The sequence below is a fragment of the Xanthobacter aminoxidans genome (genome assembly GCF_023571765.1).
Taxonomy (GTDB): Bacteria; Pseudomonadota; Alphaproteobacteria; order Rhizobiales; family Xanthobacteraceae; genus Xanthobacter; species Xanthobacter aminoxidans.
Genome location: NZ_JAMJXC010000006.1, coordinates 158,051 through 181,208, shown reverse-complemented (window position 1 = coordinate 181,208; position 23,158 = coordinate 158,051). Strand labels below are relative to the sequence as shown.

The 23,158-nt window shown below is 65.9% G+C and carries 19 protein-coding genes, 1 tRNA gene and 1 pseudogene; 8 read left to right on the top strand and 13 right to left on the bottom strand.

Going from position 1 to position 23,158, the window contains the following annotated elements; all coding sequences use genetic code 11:
- Window positions 1–96 precede the first annotated feature (96 nt).
- Window positions 97–993 carry a LysR family transcriptional regulator gene (locus EJ105_RS12000; RefSeq protein WP_250166507.1) on the top strand — a complete coding sequence of 299 codons (897 nt, stop codon included), beginning with the start codon at window positions 97–99 and terminating at the stop codon, window positions 991–993.
- A gap of 317 nt (window positions 994–1,310) precedes the next feature.
- Here the strand turns inward: EJ105_RS12000 and EJ105_RS11995 are convergent, their stop codons facing one another.
- The 12 genes and pseudogenes from EJ105_RS11995 to EJ105_RS11940 all read right to left on the bottom strand — a co-directional run bounded on the left by EJ105_RS11995 (window position 1,311) and on the right by EJ105_RS11940 (window position 11,665).
- Window positions 1,311–1,793, bottom strand: a complete 483-nt coding sequence (locus EJ105_RS11995) for a (R)-mandelonitrile lyase (protein ID WP_250166506.1) — start codon at window positions 1,791–1,793, stop codon at window positions 1,311–1,313.
- Window positions 1,794–1,804: 11 nt separating this feature from the next.
- Window positions 1,805–2,233, bottom strand: a complete 429-nt coding sequence (locus EJ105_RS11990) for a carboxymuconolactone decarboxylase family protein (protein WP_250166505.1) — start codon at window positions 2,231–2,233, stop codon at window positions 1,805–1,807.
- Window positions 2,234–2,340: 107 nt separating this feature from the next.
- Entirely contained in the window at window positions 2,341–3,372 is a 1,032-nt protein-coding gene (locus EJ105_RS11985; protein WP_394007878.1) for an alpha/beta hydrolase, read from the bottom strand.
- Window positions 3,373–3,537: 165 nt separating this feature from the next.
- Window positions 3,538–4,584: an alpha/beta hydrolase gene (locus EJ105_RS11980; protein WP_250166579.1), complete on the bottom strand. Its 1,047-nt coding sequence runs from the start codon at window positions 4,582–4,584 to the stop codon at window positions 3,538–3,540.
- A gap of 439 nt (window positions 4,585–5,023) precedes the next feature.
- Window positions 5,024–5,608: pseudogene (locus tag EJ105_RS11975) on the bottom strand (LLM class flavin-dependent oxidoreductase); the annotation flags it as partial.
- A gap of 321 nt (window positions 5,609–5,929) precedes the next feature.
- Window positions 5,930–6,006, bottom strand: a tRNA-Arg gene (locus tag EJ105_RS11970).
- A gap of 177 nt (window positions 6,007–6,183) precedes the next feature.
- On the bottom strand, window positions 6,184–7,668 hold the full coding sequence (locus tag EJ105_RS11965) for an ATP-binding protein (RefSeq protein ID WP_081837602.1): 1,485 nt from the start codon (window positions 7,666–7,668) through the stop codon (window positions 6,184–6,186).
- A gap of 182 nt (window positions 7,669–7,850) precedes the next feature.
- On the bottom strand, window positions 7,851–8,237 hold the full coding sequence (locus tag EJ105_RS11960; RefSeq protein WP_394042060.1) for an HPr family phosphocarrier protein: 387 nt from the start codon (window positions 8,235–8,237) through the stop codon (window positions 7,851–7,853).
- Entirely contained in the window at window positions 8,206–8,607 is a 402-nt protein-coding gene (locus EJ105_RS11955) for a PTS sugar transporter subunit IIA (RefSeq protein ID WP_024277703.1), read from the bottom strand. Before EJ105_RS11955 ends, EJ105_RS11960 begins: the two co-directional genes overlap by 32 nt.
- A gap of 109 nt (window positions 8,608–8,716) precedes the next feature.
- Window positions 8,717–9,172, bottom strand: coding sequence for an HPr kinase/phosphorylase (locus tag EJ105_RS11950; RefSeq protein ID WP_347881314.1), 456 nt, complete (start codon window positions 9,170–9,172; stop codon window positions 8,717–8,719).
- A gap of 2 nt (window positions 9,173–9,174) precedes the next feature.
- The gene (locus EJ105_RS11945; RefSeq protein ID WP_250166502.1) at window positions 9,175–10,935 is read right to left on the bottom strand and encodes a sensor histidine kinase; all 1,761 of its coding nucleotides are present in this window, start codon (window positions 10,933–10,935) and stop codon (window positions 9,175–9,177) included.
- A gap of 31 nt (window positions 10,936–10,966) precedes the next feature.
- Window positions 10,967–11,665, bottom strand: coding sequence for a response regulator transcription factor (locus EJ105_RS11940; RefSeq protein ID WP_029557293.1), 699 nt, complete (start codon window positions 11,663–11,665; stop codon window positions 10,967–10,969).
- Window positions 11,666–11,969: 304 nt separating this feature from the next.
- On the opposite strand from EJ105_RS11940, the gene EJ105_RS11935 reads away from it, so the two are divergent.
- Both EJ105_RS11935 and EJ105_RS11930 read left to right on the top strand, forming a co-directional pair.
- Window positions 11,970–12,686, top strand: a complete 717-nt coding sequence (locus tag EJ105_RS11935) for a HugZ family pyridoxamine 5'-phosphate oxidase (protein WP_250166501.1) — start codon at window positions 11,970–11,972, stop codon at window positions 12,684–12,686.
- Between the two features lie 185 nt (window positions 12,687–12,871).
- Window positions 12,872–14,485 (top strand): phosphoenolpyruvate carboxykinase, encoded by a 1,614-nt coding sequence (locus EJ105_RS11930; RefSeq protein ID WP_250166500.1) that lies wholly within the window; start codon window positions 12,872–12,874, stop codon window positions 14,483–14,485.
- A gap of 78 nt (window positions 14,486–14,563) precedes the next feature.
- On the opposite strand, the gene EJ105_RS11925 is transcribed toward EJ105_RS11930, so the two are convergent.
- On the bottom strand, window positions 14,564–14,977 hold the full coding sequence (locus EJ105_RS11925; RefSeq protein ID WP_024277697.1) for a Ros/MucR family transcriptional regulator: 414 nt from the start codon (window positions 14,975–14,977) through the stop codon (window positions 14,564–14,566).
- A gap of 513 nt (window positions 14,978–15,490) precedes the next feature.
- Between EJ105_RS11925 and msrB the strand changes: the two genes are divergently transcribed.
- The 5 genes from msrB to EJ105_RS11900 all read left to right on the top strand — a co-directional run bounded on the left by msrB (window position 15,491) and on the right by EJ105_RS11900 (window position 23,136).
- The gene (gene msrB, locus EJ105_RS11920) at window positions 15,491–15,934 is read left to right on the top strand and encodes a peptide-methionine (R)-S-oxide reductase MsrB (RefSeq protein ID WP_024277696.1); all 444 of its coding nucleotides are present in this window, start codon (window positions 15,491–15,493) and stop codon (window positions 15,932–15,934) included.
- Window positions 15,924–18,020 carry a S9 family peptidase gene (locus tag EJ105_RS11915; protein ID WP_250166499.1) on the top strand — a complete coding sequence of 699 codons (2,097 nt, stop codon included), beginning with the start codon at window positions 15,924–15,926 and terminating at the stop codon, window positions 18,018–18,020. The genes msrB and EJ105_RS11915 overlap by 11 nt, the downstream gene beginning before the upstream one ends.
- Before the next feature lie 138 nt (window positions 18,021–18,158).
- Window positions 18,159–19,496 (top strand): LptF/LptG family permease, encoded by a 1,338-nt coding sequence (locus tag EJ105_RS11910; protein ID WP_250166498.1) that lies wholly within the window; start codon window positions 18,159–18,161, stop codon window positions 19,494–19,496.
- Between the two features lie 2 nt (window positions 19,497–19,498).
- Window positions 19,499–20,596, top strand: coding sequence for an LPS export ABC transporter permease LptG (gene lptG, locus EJ105_RS11905; RefSeq protein WP_024277693.1), 1,098 nt, complete (start codon window positions 19,499–19,501; stop codon window positions 20,594–20,596).
- 110 nt (window positions 20,597–20,706) lie between these two features.
- Complete coding sequence (locus EJ105_RS11900) at window positions 20,707–23,136, top strand: LPS-assembly protein LptD (protein WP_245279336.1); 2,430 nt, start codon at window positions 20,707–20,709, stop codon at window positions 23,134–23,136.
- Window positions 23,137–23,158 lie beyond the last annotated feature (22 nt).

Here is a 23,158-nt window from a genome sequence, read left to right as displayed (position 1 = left end):
CAGAAAGCCCGTGAGTGGATGGGCCAGAATATAGCTCTCGCGACGGTCAGCGATTAGATGCTATAATCGACATGTCACTATTAGTTGGACTAATGAATGGCCCACGAAAACTTCAACGACCTCGCTGCCTTTGCGACCGTTGCGAAGGAGCGGAGCTTCACCAAGGCCGCAGCCAGGTTGGGAGTCTCGCAATCGGCTCTCAGCCAGACCATCCGAGCCCTGGAGGAGCGCATCGGCCTTCGTCTCCTGACACGCACGACACGCAGCGTGGCGCCCACCGAGGCTGGCGAGCGCCTGTTGCAAACAGTGGCGCCAAGGTTCGAGGAAATTGAAGCGCAGCTCGCGGTGCTGCGTGAACTGCGCGAAAAGCCAGCCGGCACGGTTCGGATCACGGCGGGCGAGCACCCTGCGATCTCGATTCTGCAGCCGGCGTTGAAAAGGCTCCTTCCGGATCATCCGGACATCAATGTCGAGATCATCGTCGACTACGGCCTCACCGACATCGTTGCCGAGGGATACGATGCCGGTGTGCGAATGGGCGAGCAGGTCGCCAAGGACATGATCGCCGTACGCATTGGGCCTGAGATGCGCATGGCTGTGGTCGGGTCGCCGGAATATTTTGAGAAGTACCCCATCCCGAAGACACCGCAGGAGCTGACGGCACACAAGTGTATCAACATCCGGCTTCCGACTTATGGTGGGGTGTTTCCCTGGGGCCTGGAGAAGGATGGCCGGGAGGTCAAAGTACGCGGTGACGGCCAGCTCGTGTTCAACAATCTGGGTCTGCGGCTGAACTCGGCCCTGGACGGTCTCGGCGTGGCCTACATGCCGGAAGACCAAGTGCTACCATATATTGCGGAGGGCAGACTGATACGTGTTCTGGAAGACTGGTGCCCGTTTTTTCCAGGATACCACTTCTACTATCCGAGCCGTCGACACTCTTCGCCCGCTTTGTCCTTACTGGTGGACGTGCTCCGCTACAGAGGAGAGTAATCCTGCGCGCGAACCTCGCCGTGCGGGATCGCGTTGGCAGACAGCGGCCTTGAGTCTGTTCCGGTAAAGAACCGTAAGCTCGGTCGAGCGCGTCCGCCTTGTCGCCGCCCACTGATCGAGATTTTCAGGCAACATCACGCGGTTGGTCTCGGCGTGGACCTGCCGTCCGGCCAGAATGGCCGTGCCGGCCGAGAAGGCCCCAGTGCGAATGTTTCTGCAATATTCATCATCGACAATCTCGGCCGGGCTTGGACAAAAAAGGTTCGTTTTGCGGATCCTGTGTCCGCCGGCAGACCCGAGATCGGTCCGGGCCGCGATCAGCGCCGGTACTGCGCGTCCGAGACCTGCTCCATCCAGTGGACGGTCTTGCCGTCGACTGCCTCGGTGAGCGCAATATGCGTCATACCGTTGGTCGATGTGGCGCCATGCCAATGCTTGACGCCCGGCGGGATCAAGACGACATCGCCCGGCCGGATTTCCTGCACGGGGCCGTCCCATGCCTGGACGAGACCAACGCCCGCGGTGACGATCAGCGTCTGACCGAGCGGGTGCGTGTGCCAGGCGGTGCGCGCGCCGGGCTCAAAGGTCACGGTACCGCCGCCGATGCGCGCGGGAGCGCTCGCCTGGAACCGCGAATCCACCCGCACCGATCCGGTGAAGTTGCTGGCGGGACCCACACTGGACGGCTGTGATCCGGGGCGCGTGACCGTTATGGCCTGATCGGCCTGGGCGACGGCCACGGATGCTGAGAGCAGCGCCGCAGCGCAGATCGTCGCAACCTGCTTCGTTCGTTTCCTCATGGCCAGCCGACCTATTGCTGCTTGAAGACGTCGCGGGCGACCGAGACCGCGGTGATGGCGTTCGGCCATCCCGCGTAGAAGGCGAGTTGTGTGATCGTCTCGACGATTTCCTCTTCGGTCACGCCATTGCGGCGCGCCAGAGCGATGTGGGATCGCAACTGGTCAGGACGATTGAGGGCGATCAGCGCAGCAACTGTGATCAGGCTGCGATCGCGCTTGGCCAGTCCGGGGCGCTCCCAGATGTCGCCGAACAGCACATTGTCCGTCAGCTCGGCCAGTTTGGGGGCGACGTCGCCCATCAGTTGCTGCGCACGGGACGGCTGGGGGGGTGCCGTCTCAGAGGCGGCGGGGGTCTGGTTCTGGGCGGGGGCCATGGTCGGCATACCTCCGGCTAGGAGCAGGCTGGCTGCGACGAACAGATTTCTGGCGAGCATCTTCATTGCCTGCCTCCTTGAGATTGGCGGGATGGCGCCGGGACAGAGCCCGGGCGCCATGTCGATGAAACCGTTCGCTGACGCTTGGTCGGAAGAGATCGAAGGCCCACGCGTCAGGCAAGGAGGGTCCGGCCGAAGAACGGCGTCAGCTTGCCCATCGCCGCTTCGACATATTTGGGAACCCAGTAGGTCTCGATATGCTTGGCGCCCTCGATCTTGAAGAGCTCCTTGTCCGTAGTGCCGGTGGCCTTGGGGAAGGCATCCTCGGTCATGTACAGGGTGTCGGCCTCGCTGCCGGCCATCATCAGCAGCGGGACATTGATGAGCTCGATCTGGTCGGTGGCATCCCAGCGCATCAGGTCCAGGAAGCTGCTGGTCGTGTACTTGAAGGTCGAGCCGGGATGTGCGTTTGTTCTCCAATAGTAGTGATAGCCCTGGCGATACAGATCGAACGGCAGCGCGGCGATCTGCGCATCCGTCAGATTGGCATCGCCGGAATAGAGAACTTCCCCGCCGGCCGCTTCCTGGGCTCGGGCCGCAGAAGCTTGCTGCAGGCGCTGCTGGATCGTGTCCACCTGCGAATCCTGGAAGCCATTGCGGCGGACCCGCCCGGAGTTGAACATGCTCAACGTCGCCACTGCCTTGAAGCGCTTGTCTGTTTTCGCGGCCGCCAGCGAGTAGCCTCCACCGCCACAGATGCCGAGCAGGCCAAGACGTGTGGCGTCGACGCCGGGATAGCGGGTGATGAAGTCCGCCGCGCCGTGGATGTCCTCGATGCGGTATGCGGGCTTATCGACGCTGCGCGGCGCACCGCCACTGCCGCCCTGAAAGGCGGCGTCCATTGCGATCGTGATATAGCCCTGTTCCGCCAGATGCTGGGCATAGAGTCCCGCGGTCTGCTCCTTCACGCCGCCGTTCGGGTGCGCGACGACGACCGCCGGATATTTCCGGCTCGCATCGTAATTTGCCGGCGTATAGACGTTGGCAACGATGTCGAGGCCATTGAGCTTGTACGTCACCGGGTGGATATTGACCTTACCCGGCTCGTTCTTGGTGATCGCGCCATCATAGACTAGGGTGAACGGATTCTTCCTGTAGTCCAACGGAGTTGCCTGGTATTCCGCTGCGAGAGCTGTGGCCGTCATAAGCCGTCCTCCTATGATTGCGGTTGAAAGCACGAGCGCCGACGTTCCAAGGAACTGGCGCCTCCTTTCGTCGATGACTTCGCTGGTCATTTCGACCTCCTTTGCACTACTTGGGTTGGCCGGGCTCCAGTTCGAAAATCCGGCCCGTCCCGGTCAAAAAGCCGATCAGTCGAGTTTCTTCTCGGTGAGAAACCTCGACACCAGATCAGCGATCTGGACATTGTTCAGGTCTGAGAAGAGGAAGTGGGTGTTGCCCCGGATACCGATCTCCGGGAGATGCACCAGGCGGGCGTCGCCGCCGTGCGTGTTGATCGCGTCGACCCACAGCTTGGCCATGGCCAGCCGCACGCGCCAATTATCCTCGCCCCGGCGCTCGGTCGGCTTGGTCGGAATGTTGTCGCCGTAGTAGATGATGATCGGGATGCGGGTGAGCTTCTGGAAGTCCGCCTGCGATACCGCTTCCGGCGCCAAGGTGCCCGCCGCGCTAGGCATCGCCGCTGGAAGTTCGCCCTCGGGAAAGACGAAGCCGCTGCCCGGCTCGAACGCGACGATCGCCCTGACGTTCGGATTTTTGATCGCGGTCAGCCAGCCGGGGCCACCCCCTTGGGAATGGGTGAAGAGGATGCCGGGGCCGGTCCGCTCGAACAGCGCCGACATCGCGTCGGAGATCACCCCGGCATCGTAGGGGCCGGTGTTGGGCGTGACCGATCGGAAGAACTGGTTTAGCGTCTCCGGGCTGCGGTCGAACTGCACGCCGTTGAAATAGTTCGGCCAGGTGCCGATGCGGAACTGGTCGAAGAAGAGCTGATCGTAGGGCGACGGCTCAATCGTTGCAGCGACCGTGCTGTTACCGGCTCGGCCACGGCGGGGTTGATCGACCAGATAGACGGGAAAGTGGCGACGCAAGAAGATGATCTGGAAGCCCTCGCGGCCATCCGACGTGGTCTCCCAGCTCCGCGCCGATTGATAGGCGCCATGCAGCATCACGATGGGCAGCAGCCTGGAGTTTTGCGGAACCTGATAGAAGGCGTAGAGATGGTCGCCGTGGAACGTCTGCCCTTCGGCGGTCGGTGCGGTATTGTTGTAGGTGCCCGGCGTGCGGATCACCGTGCCACCAACGGCGAAGCTGCCCTGCTTCTGGACGACAAGCGGTTCTGTGCTGACCGACTGCTGGGCCATTGCTCCAGGGCTTGCCGCAATGAGCGAAGTCATCAATGTTGCCACGAGAAGCGACTTCAGCAATCGCAAGGCAGCTGTTCCTTGTTAGTTCACAATCGAATCCAATTTAACTCGGACGTCAGTTTTTGATTAGACAGCTAGGTGCAATAGGGTTCATTAGTGTGGCTAATGAATATACTCACCAGCTGCCTTCGCCCTTCGGCGGGGCTCGATGACGCTGGAAGGATGTCCTGCGCCGGCTTCCCTGCAATCGCGGTCTGCCGTGCAACCGCGGCCTGGCGTGCCGGCGCCTCCGCCTGCATTGCAACAGGTTGCGAAACGCGCGCAGTTCCGATGGCCCCGTCAGGATGGAGTCTGCCGTGACGTAGCGTGGAAGCCGGCGTCCGGCCTTTCCCTGCCGGGCTCCACGGGCAGGGGGAAGCCGGCCCCGGGGCCCCCAGCTGTGCAGCAACGGAAGCATCTGGTCGCCATGCTACTTGATCTCAGACAGATTGAGCGTGTCGGAGAGCACGAAGTGGGTGATGCCCAGATCCCGGTATTTGTTCAGCGAACGGGCTACGTCCTCCGCCGAACTTTCGCGGCCACGTATAGAGGTTGTCGTCGAGCACGTTGCCGTGCGCGAGAAGGTCGAGCCGCCGCTGCTAGCCTATCGCGACCTCCCGCTTGGGGTCTTGCTCACCGGCGCCTTCGGTCTTGGCCATTTCGGCGACATTCGCCTCAGCTTCGGCCAGGCCTCGCTCGTGGTGTCACGAACCAGCGTGGCGATGCAGTCCGAATTCCAGAGGCGGCAGGTCGCGGTCCAGCGCGCGGCTCCGCCTTGAGCCGGGCAATGCGCTCCCCGACAAGCAGTTCGCCGAGGACTAGCTGAATGTCGGCTTCGGTGGCGGCCAGTGCTCTGCCTCTCCCAGGCGCCGCCGAAATAGAGCCGGGGATGCCGGCGCGCGGCGCGGACCTGGATGCCCGGCTCTACGGTGGCATCGGCGACCTGGAAGTGCTCGCCCGCGAAGGTGACGTTCTCTTAGGTCCACGGCCGGCGCACCAGCCGCATGATCTCCTGATGCAGGTGCCGCAGTGCGCAGCCGCCAATTAAAAAATTGAATTTAATAGGAATTCTGGGCAGACGAAGGGATTCGCCCCCTCGACCCCAACCTCGGCACGGGGTCGGCGCGCTCGCCGCGTTATGACCGCGATCTCCCTTCAGGAAAAAAACAGGCCTCTCTTCCTCTGGCCAGTCACTCGGGCACGCTCCTAACCACTATAGGATGCGAAGGGGTATCCATCCTTCCAAAACCGGCTGAAAAACCGGCTGAATTCATAAAATTCAGCCGGCGGCCCCAGACAGACAATCTAAAAATAATTGCTATTTCAATCTGTTAGGTGGCGCGCCGGGGAAGATTCGAACTCCCGACCCCCAGATTCGTAGTCTGGTGCTCTATCCAGCTGAGCTACCGGCGCCTGTGCCCGTGACCGGCGGACCGGTCGGGAAAGCGAGGAGCTTTCCGAGGCGTTCGCGGCTTGGAATTCCGCGAGGCCCGTCTGCTACCCCTTTTTATGGGAGGGTGCAAGGCCCCCGGCCCGCATCGCTCATGAGACCGGCCGGAAAGAGCGCGCCTTGTGGAAAACTCGGCCCGCTCACGCCCGGATGCGTTCCCGTCGGTGATGCCGGCTCTCCGGCTGGTCGGGGATGGTGATGCGGAAGGCGGTGCCGATCTTGGTGTCGAGCAGGCGGATGTGGCCGCCGTGGGCCCGCACCAGTTCGTCGGCGATGGGCAGGCCGAGCCCCGTGCCGCCACGCCGGGCGGAGGAGACGAAGGCCTCGAACAGATGCTCGCGCCGCGCCGCGGGAATGCCCGGCCCGGTGTCGCTGAGCTCGATCTCCACCACCGGCCCCTTGCGGCGGGCGCGGACGCGGATCTGGTCGCGCTCGGGATCGAGCGGGGCGCGCGCCTCGAGCGCCTGGAGGGCGTTGCGGGTGATGTTGAGGATGACCCGGAACAGTTGATCGGGATCGGCATCGGCGGTGAGCCCGCGCTCCACGTCTGCCACCCAGCCGACCCCCGCGCTGCCACCGGGCGAGAGGCCGAGGGTTTCGCGCACCTCCTCGAACAGATGGGCGAGTTCCACGTCGCGCCGCTCCGGCAGGGGCTCCTTGGCGCGACCGTAGGACAGGGTCTGCTCGCAATAATGGATGGCGCGGTCGAGGGCGGCGAGCAGCTTCGGCGCGAAGCGCTGCACGGTCGGGTCCGGCACCGAGGCGAGGCGGTCCGAGAGCAGCTGCGCCGAGGACAGCAGATTGCGCAGATCGTGGTTGATCTTGGACACGGCAAGGCCCAGCGCCGCGAGGTGGCTCTTCTGGTGCAGGGTGTGGGAGAGCTCGCGCTGCAATTCCTCGAGCGCCTCCTCGGCGGTGCCGATCTCGTCGGAGCGGCCGGAGGGCACGATGATGCGCGAGGCGTCCTCCGGATCCTCGCGGAAGGCGGACATGCGCTCGGTGAGGCGGCGCATGGGCCGCACGAACAGCCAGTTGAGGCTCACATAGACCAGCACGCCCGCCACGACAGCCACGGCGAGCGAGATGAGCAGTACGGTCGCTGCGAAGCGCAGCAGCGCCACGCGCAGCGGGGTCTCGCTGAGCACGATCTCGATGAAGTCGGCCCCCCGCGGCGGTTCGCCGACGATGCGCAGGATGCGGCCGTTGTCGGCGACGAGGGTGTCGAAGGCATCATGCACCGCGCCCCAGAGCGTGGTCTCGCGCATGTCGATGTGCACGTCCGCCTCGGGCGGCATGTCGGAGGCGGCGAGGAGGCGCCGCGTGCCCTCCCGCTTCACCACGATCACCTTGGCGCCCACGCTGTCGAGAAGCTCGCGGGTCATGTCCACCGTCACGCCGTCCTGCGGCGCGGCGTCGAGCACGAGGGCGGCGGTGCGGGCGGCGGCGAGGCGGTCGGACAGCCAGGCGATGCGGTAATTGGCGATGGTGGGCACCAGCACGGCGATTTCCGCCGTGGCCACCACGGCCACCGTCAAGGCGAGCAGTTTTGCCGACAAGCCGAGGCTCCACCGGCGGCGCTTGGGCGCCGGTGCCTCCTCGGGCTTATGGCTCCTCGGCTCGAACATGCATCTGATACGGGGGGAAGGCCCGTCCCGGATCCCTCGGGCCCATTGCACGAAGGGATCAGCGTTAAGACATAGGCAACCATCGGGGAACGGGCCAGAGCAACCTCAATTTGAGGTAAACGGCCGAAACGGCAGCGCTTTCGCTTGCCAGCCCGTCAGCACACGGGCGCGGGGCTTTCGCCCTACTCTTCCTCGCCGAACCGGTCGCCGACGAGGGTGCCGAGGGCGTCGAGCACGTCGGACGCCTCCCGGCCGGTGGCGGTGACGGTGACGCAGGTGCCGGGCCCGGCGGCCAGCATCATAAGGCCCATGATGGAATTGCCGCCCACCGCCTCGCCGCTGCGGCACACCGTGACCATGGCGTCGAAGCGCTCCACGGTCTGTACGAACTTGGCGGAGGCGCGGGCGTGGAGGCCGCGTTTGTTGATGATGGGAAGCACGCGCACCAGCGCCTCGGGCGCGATAGGCCGGCCGCAGGCGATGGCCGGATCGTCGGAACAGCCGCCGCCCGCCGCGCAACCGGCGTCGGCGAAAAGCTCAGTTACCGGAGAGGACGCGGCTTGCGACATTGATGTATTTCCTACCGGCTTCCTGGGCGACGTCCACGGCCTGGGCCAGCGGCATCTCCCCACGCACCTTGGCGAGCTTGACCAGCATGGGCAGGTTGATGCCCGCGACCACCTCGACATCCGGCGTGTTCATCACCGAAATCGCGAGGTTCGAGGGGGTTCCGCCGAACATGTCGGTGAGGATCACCACCCCGTCGCCGGTGCGAACGCGATCCACCGCCTCGATGATGTCCTGGCGCCGCCGCTCCATGTCGTCTTCTGGACCAATGGTGACAGCGGCGATCTGGGCCTGCGGGCCCATCACATGCTCCAGAGCGGAGCAGAATTCGTCTGCCAGACGGCCGTGTGTGACGAGGACGAGACCGATCATGCTTCCTCCGCCCTCATCTTCCCCCTGATGAAGGCCTCCCGCGCTGCGGGACGGCCATATTCAGAGCGGCTCAAAAATTACGCAAGGGGTGCAACGCACAAAAGCACATTTAGTTTTCGTAAGCCCGCGTCTTGAGAATGCAAGCGATTACGACAGGCGCCAGGTCCAGGTCAAAGATCGGAGTTCTAGGGATTTCAATGCCTTGAATCTGTTCCCGAAGCTCGGCCGGGTCGGGCATGCGGACCATTTCCGATGCCGCCAGATCGACCACATGCCGCACTGCGACGGAGGGACGGTGCTCCATCCGCCTCACACCAATACCGCGCAACTCGATCAGGCCTGCAAGTAAAGGAGGCGGCCGGGCGATCAGCATACCATCCTCCACCGCAAGCACCACTCGGTCGTCCGCCACCAGCTCGGCCGGCGGCAGAGCGCGGGGGGCATCGAGGATGAGCCTCAGCGCCAGCATGGACTTGCCGGAGCCCGAGGGGCCGCGGATGAGAAGCCCCACGTCCCCCACGGCGACGCAGCTTGCATGGATGGTGGGTGGCGCGGCCCCGGTCACGGTCAGCCGGTGGGCAGGCGCACGACGAAGCGCGCGCCGGTGACGTGGGGGGTGCCATCGGGATCGGTGGCGGTGCGGTTCTCGGCCCAGATGCGCCCGCCGTGGGCTTCCACGATCTGCCGCGAGATGGAGAGGCCGAGGCCGGAATTCTGGCCGAAGCCCTGGTGCGGGCGATCCGTGTAGAAGCGCTCGAAGATGCGCGAGAGGGCGTCTGGGCGAATGCCCGGGCCATCGTCGTCCACCGTAATCTCCGCCCCGTCCTTGAGGCGGCGGCAGGTGACGCGCACGGAACTACCTTGCGGCGAGAAGGAGCGGGCGTTGGAGACGAGATTGTCCACCACCTGGCCGAGGCGCGAGGAGTGGCCGGCGATGTTGTAGTCCTGCGGCGCCCCCGCCGCGCGATCGAAGGTGAGGGAAACGCTGACCCCGTCATCCTTGCGCACGTCTTGGGCGAGGCCCACCACCATCTCCAGAAGCTGCTTCAGGTCCACCGTCACGGCTTCCTGCCGTTGCAGCTCCGCGTCCAGGCGGCTGGCGTCGGAAATGTCGGAGATGAGGCGGTCGAGACGCTTCACGTCATGCTGGATCACCTCCAGCAGGCGCGAGCGGGAGGAATCGGTTTTGGCCAGAGGCAGCGTCTCCACCGCGCTGCGCAGGGAGGTAAGCGGATTCTTCAATTCGTGCGCCACGTCCGCCGCGAAGCTCTCGATGGCCTCGATGCGGTTGTAGAGCGCGCTCGTCATGTCGCGCAGGGCGCCGGAGAGGTGGCCGATCTCGTCGGCGCGGGCGGTGAAATCAGGAATTTCCACCCGGGTCTTGATGCGCCGGCGCACCCGCTCCGCCGCGGCGGCGAGCTTGCGCACGGGATCGGCGATGGTGCCGGCCAGCAGCACGGAGAGCAGCACCATCACCGCCGCCGCCACCAGGAAGACGCGGACGATGACGAAGCGCTCGGCCTTCACCGCCGCATCGATCTCGCCGCTCTGGGTGGAGAGCAGCAGCACGCCAAGGATGGCGCGGAAGCGCTGGATGGGCACGGCGACCGAGACCACCACCTGCCCGCGCTCGTCCACCCGCACCTCGCTGGCCTTGGTGCCGAGCGCGGCGGAGGCGACCTCCGGATAGTTCTTGCCGGCCTGCGGCCCCATTTCGCGGTAGAGCGGCAGGTCGCCACGGCCGAGCCAGAGCTGGATGCCGAGCCACGCGCGCTCCAGGAACCCGGGCTTGGGCTCATTGGGCGAGGGCAGGTCGAAGCGCAGGATCTCGCCGCGGGAATAGAGCGAGCGGGAATCCAGCAGCAGTTGGCCTTCCCGGTCATAGATGCGGGCGCGGGTCCGGGTCGGGCCGACGAGGCGGCGCAGCACCGGGGCCACGCGCTCGGGATTGATGGGGAATTCCAGCGGCGCGAAGCCGTCCTCGGGGCCGTAGCTCTCTCCCGCCTGCAATTCCAGCAGGCGGTCGGGGTCGAGCGTGATGGCGTTGGTCTCGACCTGCGCCGAGGAGGCGATGGCGGCGGCGATGATCTCGCCCTGCACCAGAAGGCTCTGGATGCGCGCGTCGATGAGGCCGGAGCGGAATTCCGAGAGATAGAGGATGCCGGAGACCAGCGCGCACAGGCCCGCGAGGTTCAGGAGCACGATGCGCCGCGTGAGCGACGAGAAGCCCTTGAACGCCACGAAGCGACGCACGCGCCGAACGGTGGCGAGAATGCCCGCCGGCTCGCTCGGACGCTCCAGCGGCGCCTCGTTGGTCTCGACCGTCATGTGGTGCCGAACCTGCCGCGCGCGGCCCGGATCACTCCTTGAACCGGTAGCCGACGCCGTACAGGGTCTCGATCATCTCGAACGAATCGTCCACCGACTTGAATTTCTTGCGCAGCCGCTTGATGTGGCTGTCGATGGTGCGGTCGTCCACATAGACCTGATCGTCATAGGCCGCGTCCATGAGGGCGTTGCGGCTCTTGACCACGCCCGGGCGCTGGGCGAGCGCCTGGAGGATCAGGAACTCGGTGACGGTGAGCGTCACCGGCTCGGCCTTCCAGGTGCAGGTGTGGCGCTCCGGGTCCATGCGCAGGTTGCCGCGCTCCAGCACCTTGGCGCTGTCCACTTCGCGCGGGGCGGCACCGTCCTTGGCGCCGGCGCGGCGCAGCACCGCCTTCACCCGTTCCACCAGCAGGCGCTGGGAGAAGGGCTTCTTGATGAAATCGTCGGCGCCCATCTTCAGGCCGAACAGCTCGTCGATCTCCTCGTCCTTGGAGGTGAGGAAGATCACCGGCATGTCGGTCTTCTGGCGCAGGCGGCGGAGCAGCTCCATGCCGTCCATGCGGGGCATCTTGATGTCGAGGATGGCGAGGTCCGGCGGGTTGGTCTTGAACCCGTCCAGGGCCGAGGCGCCGTCCGTGTAGGTGTCGATGCGGTAGCCCTCCGCCTCCAGAGCGATGGAGACCGAGGTCAGGATGTTGCGGTCGTCGTCGACGAGGGCGATCGTGGGCATGACACCTCTTTAAAGCCGTCCGGAAAGCGGACCGTTGAACACGGGCCTTCAAGCCAGCCATCTGTTGCGGCCTCTCACTGCGGTGAACCGCGTTCGCGTGGCCGAAATGTGACACACAAGACTCGATCGACGCAAAATAGCGGGATTCTCCACCGACACCAAATGGCGGCCGCCGAATACCCTTAATCAAGCTTTCCGTTTCCGTGCGTCCCTTACGGAAGGTTCGGGCGTCCGGTTGCGCTCCTCCCCTTGCGCCCGGCCGCCGCGCCGGAGCATCGTGGCACCGCCCCGCAGGAGGAGCCCCATGACCAAGCCGTCCGCGACCGCCGTCCGCCACCTCGTGCGCGAGGCCCGCTTCGGCGCCCTTGCAACGCTGGAGGGTGACGGCACCCCCTACGCCTCTCTGGTGGCAATCTCCACGGACCCGGAGGGCCGCCCGACCCTGCTCATCTCCCGCCTCGCCCGGCACACCCGCAACATCGCGGGCGATGCCCGCGTCTCCCTCCTTGTCTCGGCGGCCGGCGCCGAGGACCCGCTGAACGCGCCCCGCGCCAGCCTCATCGGCCGCATCGTCCCCGCCCCTGCCCCGGAGGTCCGCGCGCGCTATCTCGCCCGGCACGAAGCGGCGGCGGGATATGCGGATTTCACGGATTTCGCCTTTTACGCCATCGACATCACCGAGGCGCACCTGGTCGAGGGCTTCGGCCGCATCGTGGACGTGCCGGGGGAAAAGCTGCTCACCGGCTGGCAGGGGGCGGAGGCGCTGGCCGAAGGGGTGGACGGCGTGATCGCACACATGAATGCGGACCATGCCGATGCCGTGCGCCTCTACGCCACCGTGCTCCTCGGCGCGCCGGAGGGCGACTGGCGCCTGCTCTCCCTCGATCCCGAGGGGTGCGAACTGATCTGCGGCGATCTCGTGCGCCGGCTCGACTTTACCAGACGGGTGGAAGACCTTGCTGCAGTGCGGCAAGAACTGGTGAAGCTGGTGAACGACGCACGGCGTGGAACTGCGGCCTGAATTTAAACGTTTAGCCTCCGTTTGTCGGAGTTTCCTTGGCGCTCAACTCCCTCTAGCGTGCGCGACGCGGCTTCGAGGGATGCGCAAAGACGTCCCCGGCCCGACACCGCCCGCATAACTCTACGAGAGCGGGACGGCGGATGAATGCCGGCGTCACGCCGGCGGGAACTGTGGAGGAATCTTCCGTGCTCGAAACCGGTCACCGGAACAGCGCCTGCGGCGCGGACACTTTCGGCCTCAAGCATCTTACGGCGGTCCACTGGAATCTGCTCGAGCCCGAGCTCTACGAGCATGCGCTCGCGCACAAGGAAGGGCACCTGTCCTCCGGCGGCGCGCTGATGGCCGAGACCGGCGCCCACACCGGCCGCAGCCCCAAGGACAAGTTCGTGGTGCGCGATGCCGCGACTGAAGGCGAGGTCTGGTGGGACAATAACGGCGCCATCACGCCGGAGCAGTTCGAGACGCTCTATCAGGACTTCCTGAAGGAGGCCGAGGACAAGACCCTGTTCGCGCAGGACCTTTATGGCGGCGCCGATCCCGCCTCCCGCATCAAGGTGCGTGTCTATACCGAGTTCGCGTGGCACTCCCTGTTCATCCGCACCATGCTGCGCCGCCCTGAACGGGCCGAGCTGGACGGCTTCGTGCCGGAGATGACCATCATCGACCTGCCGTCCTTCAAGGCCGACCCGGCGCGCCACGGGGTTCGCTCGGAGACGGTGATCGCGGTGGACTTCACCCGCGGCATCGTGCTCATCGGCAACTCGTCCTATGCGGGCGAGATGAAGAAGTCGGTGTTCACCGCGCTCAACTACATCCTGCCGAAAAAGGGCATCATGCCCATGCACTGCTCGGCGAACGTAGGCGACGCGGGCGACGTCTGCCTGTTCTTCGGCCTGTCGGGCACCGGCAAGACCACGCTGTCCGCCGATCCCAACCGCACGCTCATCGGCGACGACGAGCACGGCTGGAGCCAGGACGGCGTGTTCAATTTCGAGGGCGGCTGCTACGCCAAGACCATCCGCCTCTCCGCCGAGGCCGAGCCCGAGATCTTCGCCGCCTCCAACCGCTTCGGCACGGTGCTGGAGAATGTGGTGCTGGACAAGGTGACGCGGGTGCCGGATTTCGACGACGGCAGCCTCACCGAGAATACCCGCTCCTGCTATCCCCTCGCCTTCATCCCCAATGCCAGCCCCACCGGCCGCGCGGGGCAGCCGAGGAATGTGGTGATGCTCACCTGCGACGCCTTCGGCGTGCTGCCGCCCATCGCGCGGCTGAGCCCGGCGCAGGCCATGTATCACTTCCTGTCCGGCTACACCGCGAAGGTCGCGGGCACCGAGAAGGGCGTGAAGGACCCGGAAGCCACCTTCTCCACCTGCTTCGGCGCCCCCTTCATGCCGCGCCATCCCTCCGTCTACGGCAATCTGCTGCGCGATCTCATCGCGGAACATGGCGTGGACTGCTGGCTGGTGAACACCGGCTGGACCGGCGGCAAGTTCGGCACGGGCCGGCGCATGCCCATCAAGGTCACGCGCACGCTGCTGACCGCGGTGCTGGACGGCTCGCTCAAGGGCGCCTCGTTCCGCACCGACCCCTATTTCGGCTTCGAGGTGCCGACCTCCGTGCCGGGCATCGAACCGCACATCCTCTATCCGTCCAAGACCTGGGCGGACAAGGCGGACTTCGACGCCACCGCACGGCGGCTGGTGAACATGTTCCGTGAGAACTTCGCCCGCTTCGAGACCCATGTGGATGCCGCCGTGCGCGACGCCCAGCCCCAGGTGCGCATCGCCGCCGAGTGAGCGGCGGCCTTCGCAGGCTCCAGACGCAAAAAGGCCCGGCGCGTTGCGCCGGGCCTTTCCGCTTGAGAGGGAAATGCTTCAGCCGCGACGGCGCTGCTGGCCGAGGCCCATCTGCTTGGCGAGCTCCGAGCGGGCGGCGGCATAGTTGGGGGCGACCATGGGATAGTCGGCCGGCAGGCCCCACTTCTCGCGATACTGCTCGGGGGTCATGTCGTAGCGCGTGCGCAGGTGGCGCTTCAGCGACTTGAACTTCTTGCCGTCCTCCAGGCAGATGATGAAGTCCGCGTTCACGGAACGCTTCACCGCCACCGCCGGCTTCAGCGGCTCGGCGTCGGCCGGCGCCTCGCCGGTGCCGAGGCGCGTGAGCGCGTTGAAAACGTCGTTGATGAGGGCCGGCAGCTCGGCCGCGGCAACCGTGTTGTTGCCGACGTAGGCGGAGATGATATCCGTCGCGAGCTCGATGAAGGCCGTCTGTTCCGTGGTGTCGCTCATGGGACCTGCTTCGCGTTGAGATGGCGTGAGATGACGAATGCGCGGTCGGTCAGGTTTCGCGCTTCCGAACAATCAGGACATGCAATCGGCGGGCGGATCGGGAGAACTCGGCGTATGCGATCAAGGTGGGGTCCAGTGCTGCCAGGGCGTCACCAAGACGCAAGGCACCACCAGGACGCTTTCGCCGCGCCCCGCTGCGCTCGTCCGCAGACACACAGTGTACGAACCTCGGACAGTGTACGTACCCTGAACAGTCGCCCGCGCACGGATGCTGCGAAGACGGCTATAAGTCTGTGTTAGTTTCGTGTTTTCAACTTTGCAACCGATATTTCCGCAATACGGCTCGTCTTCTTGATTTGTCGCAATATCGCAAATCTGCACTACCGACCCGGCGTGCTGCCGCCCGGGCCATCCCGCCCCTCGACCCAGCCGCGCGCATGTGTGATCGCATGCAGCCTTGCCGTCGCCATATGGAATGCCTACCTCTGCGACAAATCAGACTGGGGTTCTTCCATGTCCACCTCTGCCCCTTCCGACGCGGACCACACCAAGGTCGTGAAGAGCGAAAGCGAATGGCGCTCCTGCCTCACGCCCGAGCAGTTCCGAATCGCCCGTCAGGCCGGCACCGAGCGCGCCTTCACCGGCCCCTACTGGGACGAGAAGCGCGCAGGCCTCTATTCCTGTGTCGCCTGCGGCACGCCGCTGTTCCGCTCCGAGAGCAAGTACAATTCCGGTACGGGCTGGCCGAGCTTCTTCCAGCCGGTGTCGCCGGAGGCGGTCGTGACCCATGAGGACGTCTCCCACGGCATGCGCCGCATCGAGGTGCGCTGCGCATCCTGCGACAGCCATCTCGGCCATGTCTTTCCGGATGGCCCGGCGCCGACCGGCCTGCGTTTCTGCATGAACGGCACCGCCCTCTCCCTGAAACCGGACGACGGGGCAGACCGTGGCGTCTGAGCCGCCGCGCGCCCCTCGCCGTCCGTCGACCCGCACCGTCCACGGCCTTTCCCTCACCGATGACTACGCCTGGCTGCGCGCCGACAACTGGCGCGCCGTCATGCGCGACCCGTCCGTGCTCGACGTCGACATCCGGGCCTACCTCGAGGCCGAGAATGCCTATGCGGACGCCTGGTTCGCCCCGCTCGGCGATCTCAAGGGGAAGCTGGTCGCCGAGATGCGCGGGCGCATCAAGGAGGATGATTCCTCCGTGCCCGCGCCGGACGGCCCCTTCGCCTATTATTCCCGCCACCGGGAGGGGGGCCAGCACCCCCTCGCCTGCCGCAAGGCTTTGCCGGACGGGGCGGAGGCCATCCTCCTCGACGGCGACAGGGAAGCCGCGGGCAAGGCCTATTTTCACTTTGGCCACTGGCGGCACAGCGCCGATCACCGCCGCCTCGCCTATTCCGCCGACACCTCCGGCTCCGAACTCTATTCCCTTCGCGTCCGCGACCTCGCGACCGGTGCCGACCTTCCCGACGCCATCGAGGAGACCACCGGCGACCTCCTGTGGAGCGCCGACGGCAGCGTGCTCTATTACATCCGCCGGGATGCCGAGCACCGCCCGTCCCTCGTCTTCCGCCATGTCCTCGGCACGGCGCCGGAGACGGACACGCTGATCTACGAGGAGCCGGACAAGGGCTTCTTCGTCTCCCTGGGGGAAACCCAGTCCCGCCGTTACGGGCTGATTGCCTGCGGCGACCACGAGACGTCCGAGGTCCACCTTCTGGACCTTCAGGACCCGGCCGCCGCCCCGCGCTGCATCGCGCCGCGCACCGAGGGCGTGCGCTACGAGGTGGAGCACCACCCCGACCTTGGCGGCGTCGATACCCTGATCTTCCTGACCAATGCGGACGGTGCCGAGGATTTCAAGATCACCACGGCCCCCGTCGCCACGCCGGGGCGGGAGCACTGGGTCGATCTCGTCCCGCATCGCCCGGGCTGCATGATCCTGAGCCACACGGTGTTCAGCGGCCACATGGCGCGCCTTGAGCGCGAAGGCGGGCTGCCGCGCATCGTCATCCGGGCGCTGGCCGACGGCGCGGAACACGCCATCGCCTTCGACGAGGAGGCCTATGCGCTGGGCATGTCGGCGGGATACGCCTTCGACACCACCCAGTTGCGCTTCACCTATGCCTCCATGACCACCCCGTCCGAGGTGTGGGACTATGACATGGCGAGCCGCCGACGCGAGATGCTGAAGCGGCAGGAAGTGCCCTCCGGCCACGACCCGGCGCAGTATGTGACGCGCCGCCTGATGGCCCCGGCACCGGACGGCGAAACCGTGCCGGTCTCCCTGCTCTACCACAAGGACACGCCGCTCGACGGCTCCGCCCCGCTGCTGCTCTACGGTTATGGCGCTTACGGAATCACCATTCCCGCCGGCTTCGCCACCAACCGGCTGTCGCTGGTGGATCGCAGCTTCATCTATGCCATCGCCCATATCCGTGGCGGCACGGACAAGGGCTGGCGCTGGTATGCCGACGGCAAGCTGGCGAAGAAGACCAACACCTTCACCGACTTCGTCGCCGCGGCGGAGCATCTGGTCGCCGAGGGCTTCACCCGGCCCGAGCGCATCATCGCCCAAGGTGGCTCCGCGGGCGGCATGCTGATGGGGGCGGTGGCGAATCTCCGGCCCGACCTGTTCGCCGGCATCGTCGCCGAGGTGCCGTTCGTGGACGTTCTCACGACCATGCTGGACGACACCCTGCCCCTCACCCCGCCGGAATGGCCGGAGTGGGGCAATCCCATCGCCGACGAAGCGGCCTTTCACCGAATCCGGAGCTATTCGCCGGTGGATAATGTGAAGGCCCAGGCCTACCCCTCCATCTTCGCCCTCGCCGGGCTCACCGATCCGCGCGTCACCTATTGGGAGCCGGCGAAATGGGTGGCGCGGCTGCGGGCGGCGGATACCGGAGCCCGGCCGATCCTGCTGCGGACCAACATGGATGCGGGCCATGGCGGCGCCGCCGGGCGGTTCGACCGGCTGGACGAGGTCGCCCTCGTCTACCTCTTTGCCCTGAGAACGGTTGGCCGCGCCGGCTGAGGCGTGGCCATTCACAGGGGAAGAGCGAGCCTTTCCCCACGGACATTTGCGCGGCGGACGGCTTCCGGCTATCCAGAGCGCGCTGTCGATCGACATGCGAGTGAGGGGGCGGCTCCGCGCATTTAAAGGCATGCTGTGATGGGCCGTCTGGATCGCTACATCTTCTCCACGGCGGCTGTCGCCTTCCTGGGGGTCGTGGTCGTGCTCGCCGGGATGATCTGGGCGACGCAGGCACTGCGCCAGCTCGATCTGGTGACCAGCCAGGGCCAGACCATCATCGCCTTCATCGCCATCACCAGCCTCACCATGCCGACCCTGGTGCTGGTGATCGCGCCCGCCGCTCTGTTCATCGCCACCGCCTACACGCTGCTGAAGCTCAACGGCGACAGCGAGATCGTGGTGATGGCGGCCGCCGGCATGGGGCCGTGGCGCCTGCTGCGCCCGCTCATCCTGCTGGCGATTCTCGTCTCCCTGTTCTGCTCCTCCCTCGCCGTCCACGTGGTGCCGGCCAGCCTCACCAGCTTCCGCGAGCAGGTGACGAAGGTGCGCGCGGACGTGGTGTCCTTCGTCGCCCAGCCCGGCCGCTTCGTGAACCTGACGCAGGGCCTCGTCTTCCACGTGCGCGAGCGCTCCGCCAACGGCGTGATGCGCGGCATCTTCATCAATGACGCCCGCGAGAAGGAGGTTTCCACCTACCTCGCGGATCGCGGCCAGATCGTCGAGAGCAAGGCCGGCATCTTCCTGGTGCTGGAGAACGGCTCCATTCACCGGCGTGGCGGCGACCTCTGGAAGACCGAGGCGACGCCCCAGCCGACGCCCGAGGAGGCCCGCGCCGCCGCCCGTGCCAAGCTCGCCGCCCAGAACGGGGGGGGACAGGCCACCAAACCCGCCGATTCGTCCGCGCCCGCCCCGGCGGCTCCCGCAACCCCGGCCGGTGACCAGAAGCAGGGACGCTCCGACAGCAAGGCCGCCAATTCCTCGGTGGTGGAGTTCCAGCGCTACGCCTTCGATCTGTCGTCGCTGGCGCCGGACAACAAGGGCGTGGACATCAAGCCCATGGAGCGGCCGCTGTCCTATGTGATGAACCCGCCGGCCGAGGACATGTATGTCCGCTTTTTCCCCGGACGATATCGGGAGGAGCTGCACAAGCGCCTCTCGGCGGGGCTCTATCCCATGGCCTTCTTCGCCATCGCCGCCGCGGCGCTGGCCCAGCCGCGCACCACCCGCCAGAGCCGGGGCGCGGCGCTCACCTCCATCATCCCCGCCATGGGGCTGGTGCAGATCGGCAATTTCGCCATCGCCGGTCAGTTGAAGGCCAACGCCGCCGCGGTGCCGCTGATCTATGCGCTGCCCATCGTCACCGTCATCATCTGCGCCATGGTGCTCCAGGGCTGGATCCGCCTCGCCCCGCCGGCGGCGCTGACGGCGCTCGGCGCCTCCATCCGCGCGCGATTCTCGCGGCGGGCAGCGGCCTGACGATGATCGGACGCATCCTCGGCTTCTATTTCGCGCGGCGCTTCGCGCACGCAGTGGCGGTCATCTTCCTGTCCTGCGTCACGCTGATCGTGCTCGTGGACTTCCTGGAGATGGCCCGGCGCACGGCGGACCGCGAGCAGGTGACGGTGAGTCTTCTCGCCCTGCTCACCCTCTACCGCGCCCCCGCCTTCACCGAGCAACTCCTGCCCTTCGCCGTGCTGTTCGGCGGCATGGTCACCTTCGTCATCCTGTCCCGCCGGCTCGAATTGGTGGTGGCGCGCGCGGTGGGGCTTTCGGTCTGGCAGTTCATCACCCCGCCGGTTCTGGTGGCCTTCCTGGTGGGCGTCTTCGCCACCTGCGTGTTCAACCCCATCTCCGCCGACTTCAAGGAGCGGGCCAACCAGATCGAGGGCGACATCTTCGCCAGCGGCGGCGGCACCCCCGGCTTTACCCAGGGGAAGAAAGACTTCTGGATTCGCCAGCAGAGCGTGGATGGCCAGTCCATCATCCAGGCGCAGTCCTCCCGCCAGGGCGGCCGCGTGCTGTCGGGTGTGGTGATTTTCGAGTTCGATCCGGCCGGGAACTTCATGGAGCGTGTGGAGGCGAAATCTGCAACCTTGGGAGATGGTGCATGGATTCTTACCGGCGCCAAGGTGCTCGTCCCGGGCCTCGATCTCGCCTCCTATGATACCTACCTGATTGCCACGAAGCTGGACCCGAAGCAGATCCAGGATTCGCTGATCGCCCCGGAAACCGTGTCGTTCTGGCAACTCCCGTCGGCTATTCGCAGTGCAGAACAATCCGGCTTCGGCGCGGAAAAATACCGTCTGCAGCTCCAGAGCCTTCTCGCAAAGCCGTTTCTGCTGGTGGCAATGGTCCTCATTGCCGCGGTCGTGGGCCTCCGCGTGTTCCGCTTCGGCGGGGTGGGCCAGACGATTCTCGGTGGCGTGCTTGCGGGCTTTCTGCTTTATGTTGGGACCAAGCTCGCCGAGGATCTTGGTGAGGCTGGAATCGTTCATCCCGTTGCTGCTGCGTGGTTTCCTGCAGTGACCGGGATTTTGTTGGGGGCGCTCATTCTGTTGCACCGGGAGGACGGATGACGGTCGGGCATCCCCCCGCCGTAGGGATGACTGCCAAGGGCCTTCGCGCAGCTGCGCGGGGAACGGGCGGTCGCGCGTCTCGACGCGCCTCCTCGGCTGCCGCCTTCAGCTTGATCTTTGCCGGCCTCGTCGCCCTCCTCGCGCCGATGGGGAGCGCCCGTGCGCAGACCGCCCAGCCGGCCGCCAGCCAGAACACGGCGCCCGGCAGCAATCTCCTCGCCGCGCGCCAGCTCGACCCGAACCAGAAGATGCTGGTGACGGCCGACCAGCTTGAATACGACTACCAGAAGGACACCGTCGCGGCGGTCGGCAACGTCCAGATCTATTACGACGGCTCCTCCCTCGAGGCGCACCGCGTGGTGCTGGACCGCAAGGCCAACACCCTGCGCGCGGAGGGCAATGCCCGCCTCAAGGACAAAGACGGCAAGATCATCACCGCCGACACCCTGCAGCTGACGCAGGACTTCAAGCAGGGCTTCATCGATTCCCTGCGCCTCGACACGCCGGACAACACCCACTTCGCCGCCATCCGCGCCGACCGGACCGATGGCAACATCACGGTGTTCCAGAACGGCATCTACACGGCCTGCGAGCCGTGCAAGGACGACCCTTCCAAGCCGCCGCTGTGGCAGATCAAAGCCAAGAAGATCATCCACAACGACGACGAGAAGATGGTCTATTACGAGGACGCCTGGGTCGAGTTTTTCGGCCTGCCGGTGGCCTATTTCCCGTACATGTCGTCGCCGGACCCGACGGTGAAGCGCAAGACCGGCTTCCTCATGCCGGAGTTCTTCTCCTCCAGCCAGATCGGCTACGGCGTCGCCGTTCCCTTCTTCTGGAACATCGCGCCCGACCGCGACCTCACCCTGACCCCCGCCTTCCTGACCCAGCAGGGCGTGCTGATGCAGGGCGAGTGGCGCCAGCGCCTGATCAACGGCAGCTACACCATCCGCGCCGCCGGCATCGTGCAGCAGAACCCGCAGGACTTCATCACCACGTCCAACGGCATCACCGAGATCCTGCCCGGCTATCGCCAGGACCGCGGCTCGGTGGACAGCTCCGGCGCCTTCGCCCTGAACAAGTTCTGGACCTTCGGCTGGGACGGCACCATCGTCTCCGACCGCACGTTCCTGCGCGACTACAACCTGATCCCGGACACCACCACCACCAAGACCTCCACCGTCTACCTGACGGGCCAGGGCGACCGGTCCTATTTCGACCTGCGCGGCCTCTACTTCCTCGGCCTAGGCGTGACGGACGATCAGGCCCGCCAGCCCATCGTCGGCACGCTCAACTACGACAAGGTGTTCAACAACGCCCTGTGGGGCGGCGAGGCCGGCTTCAAGGTGAACCTCACCAGCCTGACCCGCCAGCAGGCCGACTTCATCGGCACCTCCGAACTCACCTCCGCCATCGGCAGCGTCGGCGTGCCCACCGGCGCGTGCACCCTGTGGAGCCCGAACGCCAAGGAATGCCTGCTGCGCGGCGCGCCGGGCGACTACACGCGCCTGTCCGGCGACGTCTACTGGAAGAAGACCATCACCGACCCCCTCGGCCAGCAGTGGACGCCGTTCGTCACGGCGCGGGTGGACGTGGCCTCGGTCAACACCTCCTACCTGCCCGCCAGCTACCAGTTCGGCCCCACCTTCCCCGGGCAGAACCCGCTCCAGTCCGGCAGCGACGACCTCATCCGCGCCATGCCTGCGGTCGGTCTCGACTACAAATATCCCTTCATCTCGGCCGAGAGCTGGGGCACCCAGACCATCGAGCCCAGGGCGCAGGTCATCATCCGCCCGAACGAGAGCAACATCGGCAAGTTCCCGAACGAGGACGCCCAGAGCCTGGTGTTCGACGACACCAACCTGTTCGAGGTGAACAAGTATTCCGGCTACGACCGGGTCGAGGGCGGCAGCCGCCTGAACCTCGGCGTGACCTACACCGCCGCCATCAACGGCGCGGGCCTGTTCACCGCCGTGGTCGGCCAGTCCTACAACCTGTTCGGCAAGAACTCCTACGCCTATGGCGACATGGCCAACACCGGCCTTGAATCGGGCCTCGAGACCTCGGCCTCGGACTACATCGCCAAGTTCGGCTACTCGCCCACCAAGTATCTCGAATTCGTGACCCGCTTCCGCTTCGACGAGCAGAACTTCTCCATGCAGCGCTTCGAGCTGCAGGCGCGGGCCGAGATCGATAGGTTCAATATCGCCGTCACCTACGGCCGCTACGAGGCCCAGCCGCTGCTCGGCTATTACGACCCGCGCGAGGGCATCTACACCAACGCCTCCTACAAGCTGAACGACAACTGGGCCATCCGCGGCGCCCTGCGCTACGACTTCGCCGCGGGCGAGGTGGACTATACCCTCGTCGGCCTCAGCTACATCGACGACTGCTTCACCCTCGCCCTGAACTACATCTCCGACTACACCCTCAACGGCCCCAACGCGCCGCCGGTGACAAAGGTGATGTTCCGCATCGGCCTGCGCACCCTTGGCGAAGGCGGCTTCTCCACCAGCTTCGGCTCCGAATCCTCGAATTGATGCCGGCTGCGGCGGCGAACGT